At 71.9% G+C, this 17,901-nt stretch carries 15 protein-coding genes; 2 read left to right on the top strand and 13 right to left on the bottom strand.

The window, feature by feature from the left end; genetic code table 11:
• Window positions 1-166: 166 nt before the first annotated feature.
• Window positions 167-949: a 6-phosphogluconolactonase gene (gene pgl / locus AB0O29_RS17430; RefSeq protein WP_344154471.1), complete on the top strand. Its 783-nt coding sequence runs from the start codon at window positions 167-169 to the stop codon at window positions 947-949.
• 61 nt (window positions 950-1,010) lie between these two features.
• Here pgl and pgi read toward each other — a convergent pair whose 3' ends face one another.
• The 13 genes from pgi to AB0O29_RS17365 form a co-directional block, all read right to left on the bottom strand.
• Window positions 1,011-2,663, bottom strand: a complete 1,653-nt coding sequence (gene pgi, locus AB0O29_RS17425; protein WP_365152516.1) for a glucose-6-phosphate isomerase — start codon at window positions 2,661-2,663, stop codon at window positions 1,011-1,013.
• Window positions 2,664-2,826: 163 nt separating this feature from the next.
• The gene (locus tag AB0O29_RS17420) at window positions 2,827-3,162 is read right to left on the bottom strand and encodes an RNA polymerase-binding protein RbpA (protein ID WP_007263454.1); all 336 of its coding nucleotides are present in this window, start codon (window positions 3,160-3,162) and stop codon (window positions 2,827-2,829) included.
• Between the two features lie 107 nt (window positions 3,163-3,269).
• Complete coding sequence (gene secG / locus AB0O29_RS17415) at window positions 3,270-3,503, bottom strand: preprotein translocase subunit SecG (RefSeq protein ID WP_365152514.1); 234 nt, start codon at window positions 3,501-3,503, stop codon at window positions 3,270-3,272.
• Window positions 3,504-3,624: 121 nt separating this feature from the next.
• Window positions 3,625-4,413, bottom strand: a complete 789-nt coding sequence (gene tpiA, locus AB0O29_RS17410) for a triose-phosphate isomerase (protein ID WP_365152507.1) — start codon at window positions 4,411-4,413, stop codon at window positions 3,625-3,627.
• A gap of 6 nt (window positions 4,414-4,419) precedes the next feature.
• Window positions 4,420-5,634 carry a phosphoglycerate kinase gene (locus tag AB0O29_RS17405; protein WP_365152505.1) on the bottom strand — a complete coding sequence of 405 codons (1,215 nt, stop codon included), beginning with the start codon at window positions 5,632-5,634 and terminating at the stop codon, window positions 4,420-4,422.
• Between the two features lie 138 nt (window positions 5,635-5,772).
• Complete coding sequence (gene gap / locus AB0O29_RS17400; RefSeq protein ID WP_365152503.1) at window positions 5,773-6,780, bottom strand: type I glyceraldehyde-3-phosphate dehydrogenase; 1,008 nt, start codon at window positions 6,778-6,780, stop codon at window positions 5,773-5,775.
• 209 nt (window positions 6,781-6,989) lie between these two features.
• Window positions 6,990-9,956 carry a M14 family zinc carboxypeptidase gene (locus AB0O29_RS17395; protein WP_365152501.1) on the bottom strand — a complete coding sequence of 989 codons (2,967 nt, stop codon included), beginning with the start codon at window positions 9,954-9,956 and terminating at the stop codon, window positions 6,990-6,992.
• A gap of 153 nt (window positions 9,957-10,109) precedes the next feature.
• Entirely contained in the window at window positions 10,110-11,105 is a 996-nt protein-coding gene (gene whiA / locus AB0O29_RS17390; RefSeq protein ID WP_030237199.1) for a DNA-binding protein WhiA, read from the bottom strand.
• Window positions 11,096-12,160, bottom strand: a complete 1,065-nt coding sequence (gene yvcK, locus AB0O29_RS17385; RefSeq protein WP_365152499.1) for a uridine diphosphate-N-acetylglucosamine-binding protein YvcK — start codon at window positions 12,158-12,160, stop codon at window positions 11,096-11,098. The genes whiA and yvcK overlap by 10 nt, the downstream gene beginning before the upstream one ends.
• On the bottom strand, window positions 12,157-13,104 hold the full coding sequence (gene rapZ / locus AB0O29_RS17380; protein ID WP_365152497.1) for an RNase adapter RapZ: 948 nt from the start codon (window positions 13,102-13,104) through the stop codon (window positions 12,157-12,159). The genes yvcK and rapZ overlap by 4 nt, the downstream gene beginning before the upstream one ends.
• Window positions 13,101-15,128: an excinuclease ABC subunit UvrC gene (gene uvrC / locus AB0O29_RS17375; RefSeq protein WP_365152495.1), complete on the bottom strand. Its 2,028-nt coding sequence runs from the start codon at window positions 15,126-15,128 to the stop codon at window positions 13,101-13,103. The genes rapZ and uvrC overlap by 4 nt, the downstream gene beginning before the upstream one ends.
• Before the next feature lie 142 nt (window positions 15,129-15,270).
• A complete protein-coding gene (locus AB0O29_RS17370) occupies window positions 15,271-16,080 on the bottom strand; it encodes a hypothetical protein (protein ID WP_365152493.1) in 810 nt (269 codons plus the stop codon).
• Between the two features lie 4 nt (window positions 16,081-16,084).
• Window positions 16,085-16,702, bottom strand: coding sequence for a papain-like cysteine protease family protein (locus AB0O29_RS17365; protein ID WP_365152491.1), 618 nt, complete (start codon window positions 16,700-16,702; stop codon window positions 16,085-16,087).
• A 234-nt stretch (window positions 16,703-16,936) separates the two neighbouring features.
• Here AB0O29_RS17365 and AB0O29_RS17360 point away from each other — a divergent pair, with 234 nt between their 5' ends.
• Window positions 16,937-17,896: a hypothetical protein gene (locus AB0O29_RS17360; RefSeq protein ID WP_365152489.1), complete on the top strand. Its 960-nt coding sequence runs from the start codon at window positions 16,937-16,939 to the stop codon at window positions 17,894-17,896.
• Window positions 17,897-17,901: the final 5 nt, after the last annotated feature.

Below are 17,901 nucleotides of genomic sequence, written 5' to 3'. Positions count from 1 at the left end.
GTCCGACCCCCGCGCCTCAATCGCCGGCGGGGCTGGATTTCGCGCAGCGAAATTCCAGCCCGCGCGGCGTTTGAGCGCACCGGGCGCGGAGCGCACGGCGCGGGGTCCGGGGCGGAGCCCCGGGTGACCATCATCAGAACTACCAAGAAGGCGGCAGCACATGGGCATGACGACTCCCCAGGTGGTCGTCCACCGGGACAAGGAGCTGATGGCCCAGGCCGCAGCCGCCCGGCTCATCACGAAGATCGTGGACGCGCAGGCCGCCCGCGGCAGCGCCTCCGTCGTACTGACCGGCGGCCGCAACGGCAACGGCCTCCTCGCGGCCCTCGCGGCGGCTCCGGCCCGGGACGCGATCGACTGGTCCCGCATCGACCTGTGGTGGGGCGACGAGCGCTACGTCCCCGCCGACGACCCCGAGCGCAACCACGTACAGGCCCGTGAGGCCCTCCTGGACGCCGTCCCGGTGGACCCGGCGCGCGTGCACGCCATGCCCGCCTCCGACGGCCCGCACGGGGCCGACGTGGACGCCGCCGCGGCCGCGTACGCCGCCGAGCTGGCGCGGGCGGCCACGCCCGAGGACCACGGCCCGGTGCCGCGGTTCGACGTGCTGATGCTGGGCGTCGGCCCGGACACCCACGTGGCGTCCCTGTTCCCCGAGCACCCGGCGGCCCGCGAGACCGAGCGCACCGTCGTCGGCGTCCACGGCGCCCCCAAGCCCCCGCCGACCCGCGTCTCCCTCACCCTCCCGGCGATCCGCGCGGCCCGCGAGGTGTGGCTGCTGGCGGCCGGCGAGGACAAGGCGGGCGCGGTGGCCATCGCCCTCGGCGGGGCGGGCGGGGTCCAGGCCCCGGCGGCCGAGGCCTACGGCCGCAGCCGCACCCTGTGGCTGCTGGACCGGGCCGCCGCGGCCAAGCTCCCCTCGGGGCTGTACCCGCCGGCCTCCTCCTGAGCCGTGGAGCACGGAGCGCCCCGTACCGGCCGTCCGACCGGTACGGGGCGCTCAGCCGTTCCTACCGCCCGCGCAGCTCCCGGTACGCGGCCACCAGCGCCCGCGTCGACGGGTCCAGCTCCTCCACGTGCGAGCCCTCGGTCAGCGCCGGCTCCAGCCGCTTGGCGAGGACCTTGCCGAGCTCGACGCCCCACTGGTCGAAGGAGTCGATGTTCCACACGGCGCCCTGGACGAACACCTTGTGCTCGTAGAGGGCGATGAGCTGGCCCAGCACCGACGGGGTCAGGTCACCCGCGAGGATCGTCGTCGTCGGGTGGTTGCCCTGGAAGGTCTTGTGCGGGACGAGCGCCTCGGCGACGCCCTCCGCGCGGACCTCCTCGGCCGTCTTGCCGAAGGCCAGCGCCTGGGTCTGGGCGAAGAAGTTCGCCATCAGCAGGTCGTGCTGGGCCTCCAGCGCCGGCTCGAGCTCCGCCACCGGGCGGGCGAAGCCGATGAAGTCCGCCGGGATCACCCGGGTGCCCTGGTGGATCAACTGGTAGTACGCGTGCTGCCCGTTGGTGCCGGGCGTGCCCCACACCACCGGACCGGTCTGCCAGTCCACCGGATTGCCGTCGCGGTCCACGGACTTGCCGTTGGACTCCATGTCCAGCTGCTGCAGGTAGGCCGTGAAACGGGAGAGGTAGTGGCTGTACGGGAGCACCGCGTGCGACTGCGCGTCGAAGAAGGCTCCGTACCAGACGCCCAACAGGCCGAGCAGCAGCGGGGCGTTGTCCTCGGGCGCCGCGGTGCGGAAGTGCTCGTCCACGGTGTGGAAGCCGCCGAGCAGCTCGCGGAAGGCGTCCGCGCCGATCGCGATCATCAGGGAGAGCCCGATGGCCGAGTCGAAGGAGTAGCGGCCGCCGACCCAGTCCCAGAAGCCGAACATGTTGGCCGGGTCGATGCCGAAGTCGGTGACCTTCTCGGCGTTGGTGGACAGGGCCACGAAGTGCCGTGCCACGGCGGCCTGGTCGCCGCCCAGACCCGCCAGCAGCCACTCGCGCGCCGAGGTGGCGTTGGTGATGGTCTCGATGGTGGTGAAGGTCTTGGAGGCGATGATGAACAGCGTCTCGGCCGGGTCCAGGTCCCGTACGGCCTCGTGCAGGTCGGCGCCGTCCACGTTGGACACGAACCGCACCGTCAGCGAGCGGTCGGTGAAGGCGCGCAGGGCCTCGTACGCCATCGCCGGGCCGAGGTCGGAGCCGCCGATGCCGATGTTGACGACGTTGCGGATGCGCTTGCCGGTGAAGCCGGTCCACTCCCCCGACCGGACCTGGCCGGAGAAGGCCGCCATCTTGTCGAGGACCTCGTGGACGGCGGGGACCACGTTCTCGCCGTCCACCTCGACGACCGCGTCCGCGGGGGCGCGCAGCGCGGTGTGCAGGACCGCGCGGTCCTCCGTCACGTTGATCTTCTCGCCGCGGAACATGGCGTCCCGCAGCTCCGTCACGCCGGTCGCCGCGGCCAGCTCGCGCAGCAGCGTGAGGGTCTCGTCGGTGACGAGGTGCTTCGAGTAGTCGATGTGCAGGTCGCCGACCCGCAGGGTGTACCCGGTGCCCCGGCCCGGGTCCGTCTCGAACAGCTCCCGCAGATGCGTCTGCCCCAGCGCTTCCCGGTGCTTTCCGAGCGCGTTCCACTCGGGCAGCCGGTTCAGCCTCGTACGGCTTTCCGCGTTCATCTCGGACATCAACCCACTTCTTCCGTCCTGTTGTGCCCCGCCGCCTCCAACCTAAGGGATCCGAAGGGGGACAACGCACACAAAGGGGCCCGGCCCGCGGGATTCGTACTCCCACGGGCCGGGCCCCCAGTCACTCTTGAGCGTGGCCCCGGCCGAAGCCGTGTCAGATCTCGCCGCGGAGCTTGGCGAGGGCCTCGGCGAGGATCGCCTCGCCGTCGGCGTCGGTGCGGCGCTCCCGTACGTACGCGAGGTGCGTCTTGTACGGCTCGGTGCGCGGCGGTGCGGGCGGGTTGTCCCGGTCCTGGCCGGCCGGGAATCCGCAGCGCGGGCAGTCCCAGGTGTCGGGGACCTGCGCGTCGCTGGCGAAGCTGGGCTGCGTCTCGTGCCCGTTCGAGCACCAGAAGGAGATGCGCAGACGGGGCGCGGACTCACCGCGCTCGGCCTCGCCCATCGGCCCGGCTCCGACCCGACTTCCACGAATCGCGTTGCCACTTGCCACGGTCGTAACTCCCTGCGTGATGGTGCCGCCCAGCGTGAGGGTATACCCGCTGTGGGCGCCTCAGTTTACGTAAAGACCGAGCGGGCCGGGCGAAATGGCCGGAACCGTCAGCTGCCGTTCGACTTCATCAGCAGGCCGAGCGCCACGATGCAGGCGAACCACAGGAGGCCGACGACGACCGTGATGCGGTCCAGGTTGCGCTCCGCCACGGAGGAGCCGCCGACGGAGGACTGCATGCCGCCGCCGAACATGTCGGAAAGGCCGCCGCCCTTGCCCTTGTGCATCAGCACGAGCAGCATCAGCAGAGCGCTGAAGACGACCAGGGCGATCGAGAACCCCATAACCACGGCTGATTCCTACTTTCTGGGCTTGCGTCTGCTGCGGGGAGGAAGCGGGGGCCGACGGCTGCGCCGGCAGCCCCCGGCCCCCGCAAGGGTACGACGGATCGGCCCTACCGCATACTCACTGGTCGCGGAAGCGGACGATCTTGACGAACTCGTCCACGTCCAGCGCCGCGCCGCCGATCAGGGCGCCGTCGACGTCGGGCTGGGCCATGATCGCGGCGATGTTGCCGGACTTCACGGAGCCGCCGTACTGGATGCGGACCTTGTCGGCCAGCTCCTGGGAGTACAGCTCGGCGAGCCGGCCGCGGATCGCCCCGCAGACCTCCTGGGCGTCCTCGGGGGTGGCGACCTCGCCGGTGCCGATCGCCCAGACGGGCTCGTACGCGATCACGATGGTCTCGGCCTGCTCGGCCGGGACGTCCTTGAGGCCGCCGTCGACCTGGGCGAGGGTGTGCGCGACCTGGCCGCCGGCCTTGCGGACGTCGAGGCCCTCGCCGACGCAGAGGATCGGGGTGATCCCGTTCTTGAAGGCGGCCTTGACCTTGGCGTTGCAGAGCTCGTCGCTCTCACCGTGGTACTGGCGGCGCTCGCTGTGGCCGACGGCCACGAAGGAGCACTTCAGCTTCGACAGCATCGGGCCGGAGATCTCGCCGGTGTAGGCGCCGGAGTCCTGCGCCGAGATGTCCTGGGCGCCGTACTTGATCTTCAGCTTGTCGCCGTCGACCAGGGTCTGGACCGAGCGCAGGTCGGTGAAGGGCGGGAGCACCGCGACGTCGACCGCGTCGTAGTCCTTGTCGGCGAGCGCGAAGGCGAGCTTCTGGACGTGGGCGATGGCCTCGAGGTGGTTGAGGTTCATCTTCCAGTTGCCCGCCATGAGCGGGGTGCGGCCGTTTTCGACAGACGTCATTGTGGTTCAGCCCTCCAGGGCGGCGAGGCCGGGGAGCGTCTTGCCCTCGAGGTATTCGAGGCTGGCGCCACCACCGGTGGAAATGTGACCGAAGGCGTTCTCGTCGAAGCCCAGGATCCGGACGGCCGCGGCGCTGTCGCCGCCGCCGACCACGGTGAAGGCCTCGCTGTCGACGAGGGCCTGTGCGATCGCGCGGGTGCCGTTCGCGTAATCGGGGTGCTCGAAGACGCCGACCGGGCCGTTCCAGAAGACGGTCTCGGCGTCGGCGATCTTCGAGGCGTACAGCTCGCGGGTGCGGGGGCCGATGTCCAGGCCCTCCTTGTCCGCGGGGATCTTGTCGGCGTCGACGGTCTCGAAGACGGCCGGGGTCCCGCCCTTGATGTCGGGGAACTCGGCGGAGGCGAGGATGTCGACGGGGAGGACGAGGTCGACGCCGTTCTTCTCGGCGCGCTCCATGTACTCCTTGACCTTGTCCACCTGGTCCTTCTGGAGCAGGGAGATGCCGACCTCGTAGCCCTTGGCGTAGAGGAAGGTGTAGGCCATGCCGCCGCCGATGAGGATGCGGTCGGCCTTGCCGAGGAGCTCGTCGATGACGGCGAGCTTGTCGGAGACCTTGGCGCCGCCGAGGACGACGACGTAGGGGCGCTTGACCTCGGCGGTCAGCTTCTTCAGCACGCCGACCTCGGTGGCGATGAGGTAGCCGGCCGCGTGCGGGAGCAGCGCGGGCAGGTCGAAGACCGAGGCGTGCTTGCGGTGGACGGCGCCGAAGCCGTCGCCGACGTAGAGGTCGGCCAGCTCGGCGAGCTCGCGGGCGAAGGCCACGCGCTCGGCCTCGTCCTTGGAGGTCTCGCCGGCGTTGAAGCGCAGGTTCTCGATGACGGCGACCCGGCCGTCGGCGAGGGCCGCGACGGTCTCCTTGGCGGAGGAGCCGACGGTGTCGGTGGCGAAGGCGACGTCCGTGCCGAGCAGCTCGCCGAGCCGCTCGGCGGCCGGGGCGAGGGAGAACTCGGGCTCGGTGCCGGTGCCCTTGGGGCGGCCCAGGTGCGAGGCGACGACCACGCGGGCGCCCGCCTCGGCGAGCTTGGCGATGGTGGGCTGGACGGCGCGGATGCGGCCGTCGTCGGTGATCACGCCTTCCTTGAGCGGCACGTTGAGATCGGCGCGTACGAAGACCCGCTTGCCGGCGACGCCGTCCGCGAGAAGTTCGTCGATCGTCTTCATGTGTTTCTACTCCTTGTCCCCATACAGGGCTGTTACCGGTGCAGGGCGGATGGGACGGGGCAAGCGACAGGGCCCGTACGGCGCCTCATCGCGCCGAGCGGACCCTGTGCTCACATGGTGTTGCCTTGCCCTACGTTCTTAGAGCTGACCGCCGACGAAGACGGTGAGGTCGACGAGGCGGTTGGAGTAGCCCCACTCGTTGTCGTACCAGCCGACGACCTTGACCTGCGTACCGTCCTGCACCATGGTCAGCGAGGAGTCGAAGGTGCACGAAGCCGGCCAGTTCACGATGTCGGAGGAGACGATCGCGTCCTCGGTGTAGTCGAGGATGCCCTTGAGCTGGCCCTCGGCGGCCTTCTGGAAGGCGGCGTTGATCTCTTCCTTGGTGGTCTCGCGGGAGAGCTCCAGGACGAGGTCGGTGACCGAGCCGGTCGGGACCGGGACGCGCATGGCGATGCCGTCGAGCTTGCCCTTGAGCTGCGGGAGGACCAGCGCGGTGGCCTTGGCGGCACCGGTGGAGGTCGGGATGATGTTCTCGGCGGCGGCGCGGGCGCGGCGCAGGTCCGAGTGCGGGAAGTCCAGGATGCGCTGGTCGTTCGTGTACGCGTGGACCGTCGTCATCATGCCCTTGACGATGCCGAAGTTCTCGTCGAGGACCTTGGCCATCGGCGCCACGCAGTTGGTGGTGCAGGAGGCGTTGGAGATGACGTGGTGGTTGGCCGCGTCGTACTTGTCCTGGTTGACGCCCATCACGATGGTGATGTCCTCGTCCTTGGCCGGGGCCGAGATGAGGACCTTCTTCGCGCCGGCCGCGAGGTGCTTGGCGGCGTCGGCCTTCTTCGTGAAGATGCCGGTCGACTCGATGACGATGTCGGCGCCCAGCTCGCCCCAGGGGAGGTTCGCGGGGTCGCGCTCGGCGAACGTCTTGAAGGTCATGTCGCCCACCGTGATGGTGTCATCGGTGTGGGAGACCTCGGCCTTGAGACGGCCCAGGATGCTGTCGTACTTGAGCAGGTGCACCAGGGTGGCGTTGTCCGTCAGGTCGTTGACACCGACGACTTCGATGTCGGCCCCCTGCTCGAGAAGCGCCCGGAAGTAGTTGCGGCCAATGCGGCCAAAACCATTGATGCCTACGCGGATCGTCACGAACCGATCTCCTCGTTGGTGCGCCGGCCTGTCCCGCCGGCGAGCTGTATGGGATGTCCCCGACCGCTTACGACCCTACCTCTCCGTGAGCTTCGGAGTGGAATCGGCCGGAGCCTGACACGCCCCGGAGCCCTGGACCACTGCCGTGGCAAGGGACCCCGGGGACTTTGGTCCCGGTCACTCAACGTGAGTGCCGGAAGGGTCGCTGATCAGCCGTTCAGTGCGCGAAGTGCCTTACCGAGCAGTAGGGCGCGGTCGGTCGCGGCCGGCAGGTGCTCCAGCCCGAAACCGAACAGGACCGTGTCACGCGTAGTGACGGCCGCGAAGGACTTGAACAGCTCTCCGGTCCTGGACCAATCTCCCGGAACATCGGGACTTCCGGCCGGGGCTCCCTGCGCGGTCCAGGCCCCGAGGGAGGTCTCGAAGCCCTCGACGGCCTGGTCGGAGCCGCCCACGGAGACCCGCGCCTCGTCCGCGAAGACGCCGCGGCCGCCCGAACCCGGGTCGGTGATGTACGACAGGGAGACCTCGACGGTCTTCCCGGCGTAGGGGCTCAGGTCGAAGGAGACCTGCTTCCAGCCGTCCGAGGAGCCGGTGAAGCTGTTCCAGGCCCCGCTGGTACCGCTGGGTGAGCAGCCGCCGCCGTCGAGGGTCAGGTAGTGGCGCAGGAACGGGTGGTCGTTGATCAGGAACCCCGCCCCGCACTCCGCCGGGACGGTGGCCGAGCTCGAGCCGTTCACGTCCGGGAGTGTGGTCCAGTCCTCCGCGCCGGCCGTACGGGCCTCCAGGACGGCGTGGTCGTAGCCCTCCTCGGTGTTCCAGTTGAGGGCCAGCTTGAGCTTCGGCTGGTCGGCGGCGGTGACCTTGGTGAGGTCGACGGTGCGGGTCAGGCGCTTCCAGTCGTCGTCCTCGTGGACGGCGGAGGCCATCCCGGTCCCCGCGTAGGGGGCGTACGGGTTCACGACTCCGGCGTACTGGCCCGCCTGGGCGCTCTTGAACTGCGGGAACCGCGCCGGCGGCAGGGTGTCGGAGGTGATGCTGAAGGCTCCCGGGGAGTCGAGCGGGTTGCCCGGGGTGCCCGCCGCGCCGCCGAGCGCTCCGGCCGCCCCCGCGAGGGTGCCCGCGCCGGTGAAGCCGGTGGGGGCCTTGACCGTGGTCCGGGCGTAGGCGCCGAGGTAGTACTGGCTGAAGTCGTCGGTCAGGGCGCGGCCGACCCGGGCCCGGCCGCCCGCCAGTTCACCGGCCTCGACGAGCTTGCCGCCCTCGTTGAGGAAGTCGCGGACGGCGAGCTGGGTGGGGCCGCCGGGGGCGCCGGCGCCGGTGTAGTGGACGGCGGTGCGGAAGTGGGAGAGCACGCCGAGGTGGTGCGGGGCGCCCTGGACGGCCACGTCCCAGACGGCGGCGGACTTCCCGTTGGCCCGCAGCGCGTCGACGTAGCTCTGGGCGTACTGCGCCTTCGCGCCCTCCTCCGCGATCACCAGGACGTCCGCGCGCGGGCGCTCGGCCACGGTGTACGTGAAGTGCTCGCTGGAGACCTGCCTGCCCCCGTCGCGGCCGGTGAACCAGACCTCGACCTTGTCACCGGGCCTGGCGCCGTCCACCTTGGCCCGGTACTCGTCGAACCAGTTGTTGTCCTCGCCGCCGTAGACGTCGCCGCCCTTCCAGGCCTTGAGCTCGTCGTCGTGCGTACGGCCGCCGTTGATCCGGAAGTTGAGCAGCTTGTCCTTCAGCCCCTTGCGGGCGGTGACGGAGACCGTCTGGTCCTCGCCGCGTGCCGCGTAGGAGGTGGTGAAGGGGTCGAGGGTGAAGTCGGCGGCGCTCATCCCGACGGAGGAGGCGGGCCGGTCCGGGTGCGCGGCGCTCTCCCCGACGGACAGCGCGAAGGGCACGTTCTTGGCGAACTCCTGCTGGATCAGCTTCTCGTCGTCCGGGAAGTTGAACCCGGAGGCGCAGTCCTCGGGCCTCCAGCGGTCGTTCGGGTCGATCGCCGAGGCCGTCTGGCAGGTGGTCATCTCCGGCGTGAACATCATGACGCCGTTGGCGTTGGCCGCGTGGCCGTCGGCCTCGCCGTTGGTCGTGTACAGCTCGGAGGAGATCTGCGGGTAGTAGCCGGGGACGGCCGGGTGCTCCGGGGTGCCGGCGAGCGCCTTGTAGGCCACGTCGTCCGGGGTCGGGGTCGCGACCTGCCAGCCGACTCCGTACAGCAGCAGTTCGGAGGCGGAGTGGTAGTTGATGGCGTACCGGAAGCCGATCCGCTTCTCGAAGGAGTCGAGGGCGACGGTCTCGGGCTCGGACTGCGCCTTGGGGCCGCGGTAGGTCTCGCTGGAGGGGCTCGGCGAGGAACCCTCGTCGTCGTAGCCCCACTTGTAGGCGAAGTTGCGGTTGAGGTCGACCCCGTCCACCGCGGTGATCTTGCCGTCCCCGTTGTTGTCTCGGAGGTTCTTGCGCCAGAGCCGGGCGCTGTCCGAGGTGAAGGTGTAGTCGTACCCGTCGGGGTTGGCGGAGAGCAGGAACCACAGCTCGGTGGAGTCCACCAGCTTGGTGATCCGGGCGTCCTTGCCGTAGTTGTCGAGGGTGTGGTGCATCAGCCGCCGGGTCATCTCGGGGGTGATCCACTCACGGGCGTGCTGGTTGGACATGTAGAGCACGGAGGGCTTGTCGCCGTCCCGGGTCTTCCCGGCGTCCTTGGTGACCTTGAGGGCGAGGATGTCCTTGCCCTGGACGGTCTTGCCGATGGAGACGACCTTGGTGAGGCCGGGGTTCTGCTGCGCGGTCCGCAGGATCTCCTCCTGGAGGCCGCCCTTGCCGCTGTAGGGGCGGAAGACCCCGTCCCCGGCGGCCTCGGTGCGGGCCAGCCCCTGGGCGGACACCTTGCGCTCGGCGAGCTTGACCCCCTGGGCGGCGAGCCCCTTGGCCTGGTCCCCGGTGAGGAAGAGCTCGACCTTCGCGGTCCCGGTCTCGGGCGCCCGCTCGGTGAGCTCGTGGGCGTCCTGGCCGGCGGCGAGGACGAGCGGGACCTGCTCGCGGGTGATGTCCGCGTCGTAGACCCGTACCTCGTCGGCGCCGGGGGCGCCGCCGGGCGCGGGCCGAGCCTGGGCCGCGGCGGGCAGTGCGGCCAGTGTGGTTCCGATGACGAGTGCGCTTGCCGCGAGGATCGTTCTCGCGCGTTGCCTCATGTGCCCCCCTGGGCGTCGTCAGCCACGAAAGCGTTCGGGGGCCAGGCTCACGATCGGGCGACGCACCTGTCAACGGGACAAACGGGACCGGGCCCGCACGGTTCACCCGTGCGGGCCCGGACACCCTGCGTGAGGGGGTACCGCTCGGCCGGCTCAGCCGGCCATGTTGTCGGCCAGTTCCTCGCTGAGGTCCAGGTTGGACTCGGTGCCGGGGATGCCGAGGTCCTGGGCCCGCTTGTCGGCCATCGCCAGCAGGCGGCGGATCCGGCCGGCGACGGCGTCCTTGGTCAGCGGCGGGTCGGCGAGCGCGCCCAGCTCCTCCAGGGAGGCCTGCTTGTGTTCCATGCGCAGCCGGCCGGCGGCCGCGAGGTGCTCGGGGACCTCCTCGCCGAGGATCTCCAGCGCGCGCTGGACCCGGGCCCCGGCGGCGACCGCGGCCCGCGCCGAGCGGCGCAGGTTGGCGTCGTCGAAGTTGGCGAGGCGGTTGGCGGTGGCGCGCACCTCGCGCCGCATCCGCCGCTCCTCCCAGGCCAGCACCGACTCGTGGGCGCCGAGGCGGGTCAGCAGGGCGCCGATCGCGTCGCCGTCGCGGACGACGACCCGGTCCACGCCGCGCACCTCGCGCGCCTTGGCGGCGATGGAGAGCCTGCGGGCGGCGCCCACCAGGGCCAGGGCTGCCTCGGGGCCGGGGCAGGTGACCTCCAGGGAGGAGGACCGGCCCGGCTCGGTGAGGGAGCCGTGGGCCAGGAAGGCACCGCGCCAGGCCGCCTCGGCGTCGCAGGTGGCCCCGGAGACCACCTGCGGGGGGAGCCCGCGGATGGGGCGTCCCCGGCCGTCCACGAGGCCCGTCTGGCGGGCCAGCTGGTCCCCGCCCGCGACGACGCGGACGACGAAGCGGCTGCCCCGGCGCAGACCGCCGGGGGCCATGACCACCAGGTCGGAGGAGTGTCCGAAGATCTCCAGGATGTCCTTGCGCAGCCGCCGGGCGGCGATCCCGGTGTCCAGTTCCGCCTCGATGACGATCCGGCCGCTCACCAGGTGGAGGCCGCCGGCGAACCGCAGGATCGCCGAGACCTCCGCCTTCCTGCAGCAGGTCCGGGTGACGGGGAGGCGGGAGATCTCATCCTTCACCGCGGGCGTCATCGCCATGGGCCGATCCTTCCATGCATCCGAAAAATACGGTCGTACGCGGCGGCCAGCAGCTCCGGGTCATGCTTCGGAGAGCCGTCCTGCCTGGCCACCGGCGCCAGCTCGACCGCCGCACCGAACCGCTTGGCGGCATCGGCGAGGGACTCGCGGTCGGGCACGGCGGCCTCGTCGGCCAGCACCACGTCCAGGGCGAGTTTAGGGGCGTGTCGGGCCAAAACCTCCAAATGACGCTGCGGAGAGAAGCCCTCTGTTTCACCCGGCTGCGGCGCGAGGTTCAGCGAGAGGACCTTGCGGGCCTTCGTCACCGCGAGCGCGTCGAGCAGTTCCGGCACCAGCAGGTGCGGGATGACGGACGAGAACCAGGAGCCCGGCCCGAGCACCACCCAGTCGGCGTCGAGCACGGCGGCCACGGCCTCCGGCACGGCCGGCGGGTCACCCGGCACGACCTGGACGGAGAGCACCTCGCCCGGGGTCAGGGCCACGGTGGCCTGCCCCCGGACGGTGTCCACCTCGTCCGGGCGCGCCGGATCGTGCCCCTTGACCAGCGCCTGGAGCTCCAGCGGCACCGCCGACATCGGCAGCACCCGGCCCTGCGCCCCGAGCAGCCTCCCCACCAGGTCCAGGGCCTGGACGGGGTCGCCGAGCTGTTCCCACAGGGCGACGATCAGCAGGTTGCCGACGGCGTGCCCGTGCAGGTCGCCCTGGGACTGGAAGCGGTGCTGGATGACGCGGGCCCAGGTCTGGCCCCAGTCGTCGTCCCCGCACAGCGCGGCCAGCGCCTTGCGCAGGTCGCCGGGCGGCAGCACGCTCAGCTCCTCGCGGAGCCGTCCGCTGGAGCCGCCGTCGTCGGCGACGGTGACCACCGCGGTGAGCTCCCCGGTGATCCGGCGCAGGGCGGCGAGGGAGGCCGACAGGCCCATGCCGCCGCCGAGGGCGACGACCTTGGGCGCGACCACCTTGGCCGCGCCTCGGCGGCCGGCGCGGCCCGCGCCGTCCTCGCCCCGGGCGGGGGTCAGACGGCGCAGGCGGCGCAGCCGCAGGGTCCGTCCGGTCACTCGCGCCCCATGTCCCGGTGGACGACGACGGTCTCGACTCCCTCGGAGGCGAGGCGGGCGGCGAGCTTCTCGGACATGGCGACGCTGCGGTGCTTGCCGCCGGTGCAGCCGACCGCGATCGTCACGTACCGCTTGCCCTCGCGGCGGTAGCCGGCGGCGATGAGCTGGAGCAGCTCGGTGTAGCGGTCGAGGAACTCCTTGGCGCCGGGCTGGCTGAAGACGTAGCCCGACACCTCCTCGTTGAGCCCGGTGAAGGGGCGCAGCTCCGGGACCCAGTGCGGGTTGGGGATGAAGCGGCAGTCGACGACGAGGTCGGCGTCGACGGGCAGGCCGTACTTGAAGCCGAAGGACATCACGGTGGCCCGCAGCTCGGGCTCCTCGTCGCCCGCGAACTGGGCGTCCATCTTGGCGCGCAGCTCGTGCACGTTCAGGCTGGAGGTGTCGATCACCAGGTCGGCGTCGCCGCGCAGCTCGCGCAGCAGGTCGCGCTCGGCGGCGATGCCGTCGACGATGCGGCCGTCGCCCTGGAGGGGGTGCGGGCGGCGGACCGACTCGAAGCGGCGGACCAGCGCGTCGTCGGAGGACTCCAGGAAGACGATGCGCCGGGTGACCCCGCGGGCCTCCAGGTCGGCGAGGGACTCGCGCAGGGCGTCGAAGAACTGGCGGCCGCGGACGTCGACGACGACGGCGATGCGCGCCACGTTGCCCTGGGAGCGGGCGCCGAGCTCCACCATGGTGGGGATCAGTGCCGGCGGGAGGTTGTCGACGACGAACCAGCCGAGGTCCTCCAGGCACTTGGCCGCCGTGCTGCGGCCGGCTCCGGACATGCCGGAGATGATCACCAGCTCGGGGATGGCCGCCTCGGCGTTGTCGCCGGGCTCCGCTGTCGTGCCCGTACTCACCTGTGCTCCGTCTCGGTCGTGCTCGGTCTCGTGCTCGGTCATTGCTCGATCCCCCGTTCGGACGACGTCCCCGCGGGCGCGGGGGCCTCGTCCTCCATGATCTCTCCTGTCGCCGTGTTGACGGCAGGACCGGCGGGAACGGCCCGGGCGAGGGCCGCGGCCACGGTCTCGGCCGTCTTGCGGCCTATGCCCGGGACCTCGCAGATCTGGTCGATTGTCGCCTGTCTCAGCTTCTTCACCGAACCGAAGTGCTTCACGAGGGCGTGCTTGCGGCTCTCGCCGAGGCCGGGCACCTCGTCGAGCGGCCCCGCCTTGAGGCGCTTCCCGCGCTTGCTGCGCTGGTACTGGATGGCGAAGCGGTGGGCTTCGTCACGCACCCGCTGGAGCAGGTAGAGGCCCTCGCTGGTGCGGGGCAGGACGACGGGGTCGTCCTCGCCGGGCAGCCAGACCTCCTCCAGCCGCTTGGCGAGGCCGCACACGGCGACGTCGTCGATCCCGAGCTCCTCCAGGGCCCGCTTGGCGGCCGCCACCTGGGGCTGCCCGCCATCGACGACGACGAGCTGCGGCGGGTAGGCGAACCGCTTGGGGCGCCCGTCGTCCTCGGGCTCGCCGTCCTCGGGGGCCCACTCCCCCGTCTTCAGCTTCTCCTGGAGGTAGCGCCGGAAGCGCCGCGAGACGACCTCGTGCATGGACCGGACGTCGTCCTGTCCCTCGCCGTGCCAGACCTGCGTGTCTCCGACACGACCTTTCACCTGGAAGCGCCGGTACTCGCTCTTGCGGGCGAGTCCGTCCTCGAAGACGACCATGGAGGCGACGACGTCGTCGCCCTGGAGGTGGGAGATGTCGAAGCACTCGATGCGCAGGGGCGCGCCGTCCAGCTCCAGGGCCTCGGCGATCTCCTCCAGGGCCCGGGAGCGGGTGGTGAGGTCGCTGGCCCGCTTGGTCTTGTGCAGGGCGAGGGACTGCTGGGCGTTGCGGCGGACGGTCTCCATGAGGGACTTCTTGTCCCCGCGCTGCGGGACGCGCAGGCTGACCTGCGACCCGCGCCGCTCGGCGAGCCACTGCCCGAGCGCGGGCGCGTCCTCGGGCAGGACCGGGACGAGGACCTCCTTGGGCACGCTCTCGCCGCTCTCCTCGCCGTACAGCTGCTGGAGGGCGTGCTCGACGAGGCCGGCGGTGTCGACGGCCTCGACCTTGTCGGTGACCCAGCCGCGCTGGCCGCGGACCCGGCCGCCGCGCACGTGGAAGATCTGCACGGCCGCTTCGAGCTCGTCCTCGGCGACGGCCATCAGGTCGGCGTCGGTGGCGTCGGCGAGGACGACGGCGTTCTTCTCCATGGCCCGGCGCAGGGCCCCTATGTCGTCGCGCAGCCGGGCGGCCTTCTCGTACTCCATCTCCTCGGCCGCGGCCTGCATCTCCTTCTCCAGCCGGGAGAGGTAGGCGCCGGTCCGGCCGGCCATGAAGTCGCAGAATTCCTCGGCGAGTTCACGGTGGTCCTCGGGGCTGATCCGGCCGACGCAGGGCGCCGAGCACTTGCCGATGTAGCCGAGCAGGCAGGGCCGGCCGATCTGGGCGGACCTCTTGAACACCCCGGCGGAGCAGGTGCGCACGGGGAAGACCCGCAGCATGAGGTCGACGGTCTCGCGGATCGCCCAGGCGTGCCCGTACGGCCCGAAGTAGCGCACGCCCTTCTTCTTGGGCCCCCGCATGACCTGTACGCGCGGGTACTGCTCGTTGAGGGTGACGGCGAGCGAGGGGTAGCTCTTGTCGTCCCGGTACTTCACGTTGAACCGGGGGTCGTACTCCTTGATCCAGGAGTACTCCAGCTGGAGCGCCTCGACCTCGGTGGACACGACGGTCCACTCGACGGAGGCGGCCGTGGTGACCATGGTGGCGGTCCGGGGGTGCAGACCGGCGAGGTCCTGGAAGTAGCTGGCCAGCCGCTGGCGCAGGCTCTTGGCCTTCCCGACGTAGATCACCCGGCGGTGCTCGTCGCGGAACTTGTAGACCCCTGGGGAGTCGGGGATCTCCCCGGGCCTGGGTCGATAGCTGGAAGGGTCGGCCATGCCGCCCACCCTACTGGCGCCGTACGACAACGAACCGCACCGGCGCCCGCCGGAGCCGGCCCCTCAGGGCCCGGAGACGCCCCGCGGGGCCCGGCACCGGCCACGGCGGCCGGACCGGACCCCGCGGGAGGGGGATCCGGGGTCAGGCCCCGGCGGTACGGCGCCGCCGCAGCAGGGCGACGGCCCCCGCCGCGCCCAGCGCCAGCGCCCCGGCCCCGCCGGCGAGCACCACCCCCGGCCCGCCGCCGGCGCCGTCACCGACGCCGGGGCCGGCCGGCGGGCCCGCCTCGGCGTAGCCCCCGGCCAGGCCCCGCTGGGCGTACGCGGACCCCGGCAGCTTGTCCCCGTAGGCCTTGACGACCCGCGCCCGGTAGGCCGCGAGCGAGACCCCGTCCGGGCCCACGGCCCTTACGGCGTCCTCGTCCAGCGGCAGGACGCGCTCGCCCCCGGCGACGTACCAGGAGTCGGTCTGCGGTTCCCGGAACACGGTCCCGCCGGGCAGTTTCCCGGCTCCGAGGGCCGCGTAGCGGAACTCGTCGTCGCCGGTGGCGATGTTCACGACCTGCCATCCGGCCCCGGTCTTCGCGGTCCACAGGGCCGCCTTCTGCCCGTCCGAGGAGACGGCCTCGCTCACCAGGAACTCCAGCCGGGCGACCGGTGCCCCGGGCTTGCCCGCGACGAACTCCGGCGCCAGGTAGCTGACGGGTATGGCCTCCCCCTCGATCCGGGGCCGGGCGGCGGCGACCGAGACCTTCCCCTCCCGGGCGAAGAACCGGGACAGGGTCGCCAGGGTGTCGGGTGCGGCGGCCGCCGCGTGCGCGGCGGCCCGGTTCTCGGCGGTGGCGGTCTGCGGCTGCGGTACGGGCGCGGCGGCGGCCTGCCCGCCGAGGGCGGCGACCAGGGCGGCGGCCGCGAGGGCGGTGGCGGCGGCGCGTGCGGTCTTGGCGGTCACGCGGTCACGCCCCGATCCGGTAGAGGGAGTGGGTCCAGGAGAAGGTGTCGTTGTCCACGTACCAGGCGTGGGAGGCCCAGTTGTAGCGGTCGTTCGAGGGCCAGGGGTCGCCCCAGTAGACCCAGCTGCTGGCGGTGTCGTACCCGTAGAGGACGTGCATGTGGCCGCCGCCGTTCGACCACTGGATCCGGGTCTCGACCGGCCGGTTGGCGTTGATCTCGGTCTGCACGGTGGAGTACTGGAGCCAGCCGGTGACGTAGCTGCCGGAGTTGATGCCGGCCCAGCGCAGCGCCGTCTGGACGTTGCCCAGCGTGGCCTGGTTGTTGGGGCACTCGGTGCCCTGCTGGCGGTTGAAGGCGGCGTTGCAGAACTGGTTCTGGCTGTAGTTGCGGCCGAACCAGGTGGCGATGGTGTTGCCGCTCGCGGCCCAGCACCAGTTGTTCTTCTGCTGGGCCTGCATGGTGATGTCGAGCCGCTTGTACGCCAGGGCCGAGGCGGCTCCCGTGCCGGCGGCCGGGGCGGCGGTGGCGGTACCGGCGCCGAGGCCCGAAGGCAGCAGTACGAGCAGCAGGGCGGTGATCAGGGAGGCGGCCGGGGACAGCCGCCCTCTTCTGTTGCGCATCGCGTTCCTCCCGAGGTGGGGACTCAGGTGTGTGGGGGTGAGGAGCGCGTCCGGACGCTGTGGAGGAGCATCAGGGTGTTGTCGCGATCAGGTCAACACGCTTCAATACGCGGTGACATTGCAGTGTGAACGGTGGGGCTGCGGTGTGAACGGTTGCTCTCGTTCCACCTGGTCTCCCCGAAGCACGGCCCGGACCCCACCCCGGCGCGTGTGAACGTTCACAGAGGAGTCGCCATGCGGCCGACCGGCGACACGCCGGGCACGCCGGCCACCGCGGACACGGCGGAGCTCGGACGGCTGCTGCGCGGCGGCCCCTTCCACCTCGCCCTGCGCGCCGCCCTCGCCGCCCGGGGGCTGCCGCTGCACCGCGTCCAGCACCGGCTCGCGGCGCGCGGCATCAAACTCGGGGTCACCAGCCTCAGCTACTGGCAGCAGGGCGCCCGGCGCCCGCGCCACCGGGAGTCGCTGCGGGCGGTCTCCGCCCTGGAGGAGATCCTGGACCTCCCCCAGGGCTCCCTGCTGAGCCTGCTGACCGAACCGGACCCGGCCGCCGGACCGGCCCGCCCCGCCGCCCGCCCCTACCGGGCGCTGGTGAGCGTCGGCGCGGCGGTGGAACGGCTGCTGGCCGGGATGGAGCTCCCGGCGGACGGCGGCCTGCACTCGGTCGGACACCACGAGCGGGTCCGCATCGGCCCGGACGGCGAGCTGCGCACGCGCGAGTCCCAGCAGATCGTCCGGGCCCACCGCGACGGCGTGGACCGCTACCTCGCCGTCCACCACGGCGACCCGGGGTGCGACGCGGCCCGGGTGCGGGTGGCGGCGTACGAGAACTGCCGCACGGGCCGGGTGCGCTGCCACCCGGAGGCCGGGGTGGTGGTGGCGGAGCTGCTCTTCGACGCGCGGCTGCGGCGCGGGGACACGTACGTCTTCGGCTACGGGATCGAGGACGGCACGGGCGCGCGCAGTGCCGAGTACGTCCGCGGCTTCAGCTACGCGGGCGGCCAGTACATGCTCCAGGTCCGCTTCGACGAGGCGGCCCTGCCGGTCCGCTGCCACCGCTTCGCCCGCTCCTCCGCGGGAGCCCCCCGCACCTCCCTGGCCGACCTCACCCCGAGCGGGCGCCACCGGGCGGTGCACCTGGTGGAGCAGGAGGTCCGCCCGGGGATCCTGGGCATCGCCTGGGACTGGGGGTAGGCCGC

The sequence above is a fragment of the Streptomyces sp. NPDC089915 genome, from assembly GCF_040684675.1.
Lineage (GTDB): Bacteria > Actinomycetota > Actinomycetes > Streptomycetales > Streptomycetaceae > Streptomyces.
Note: the sequence above shows the minus strand (reverse complement) of the source record. Positions and strands in the feature narration are given on the sequence as shown.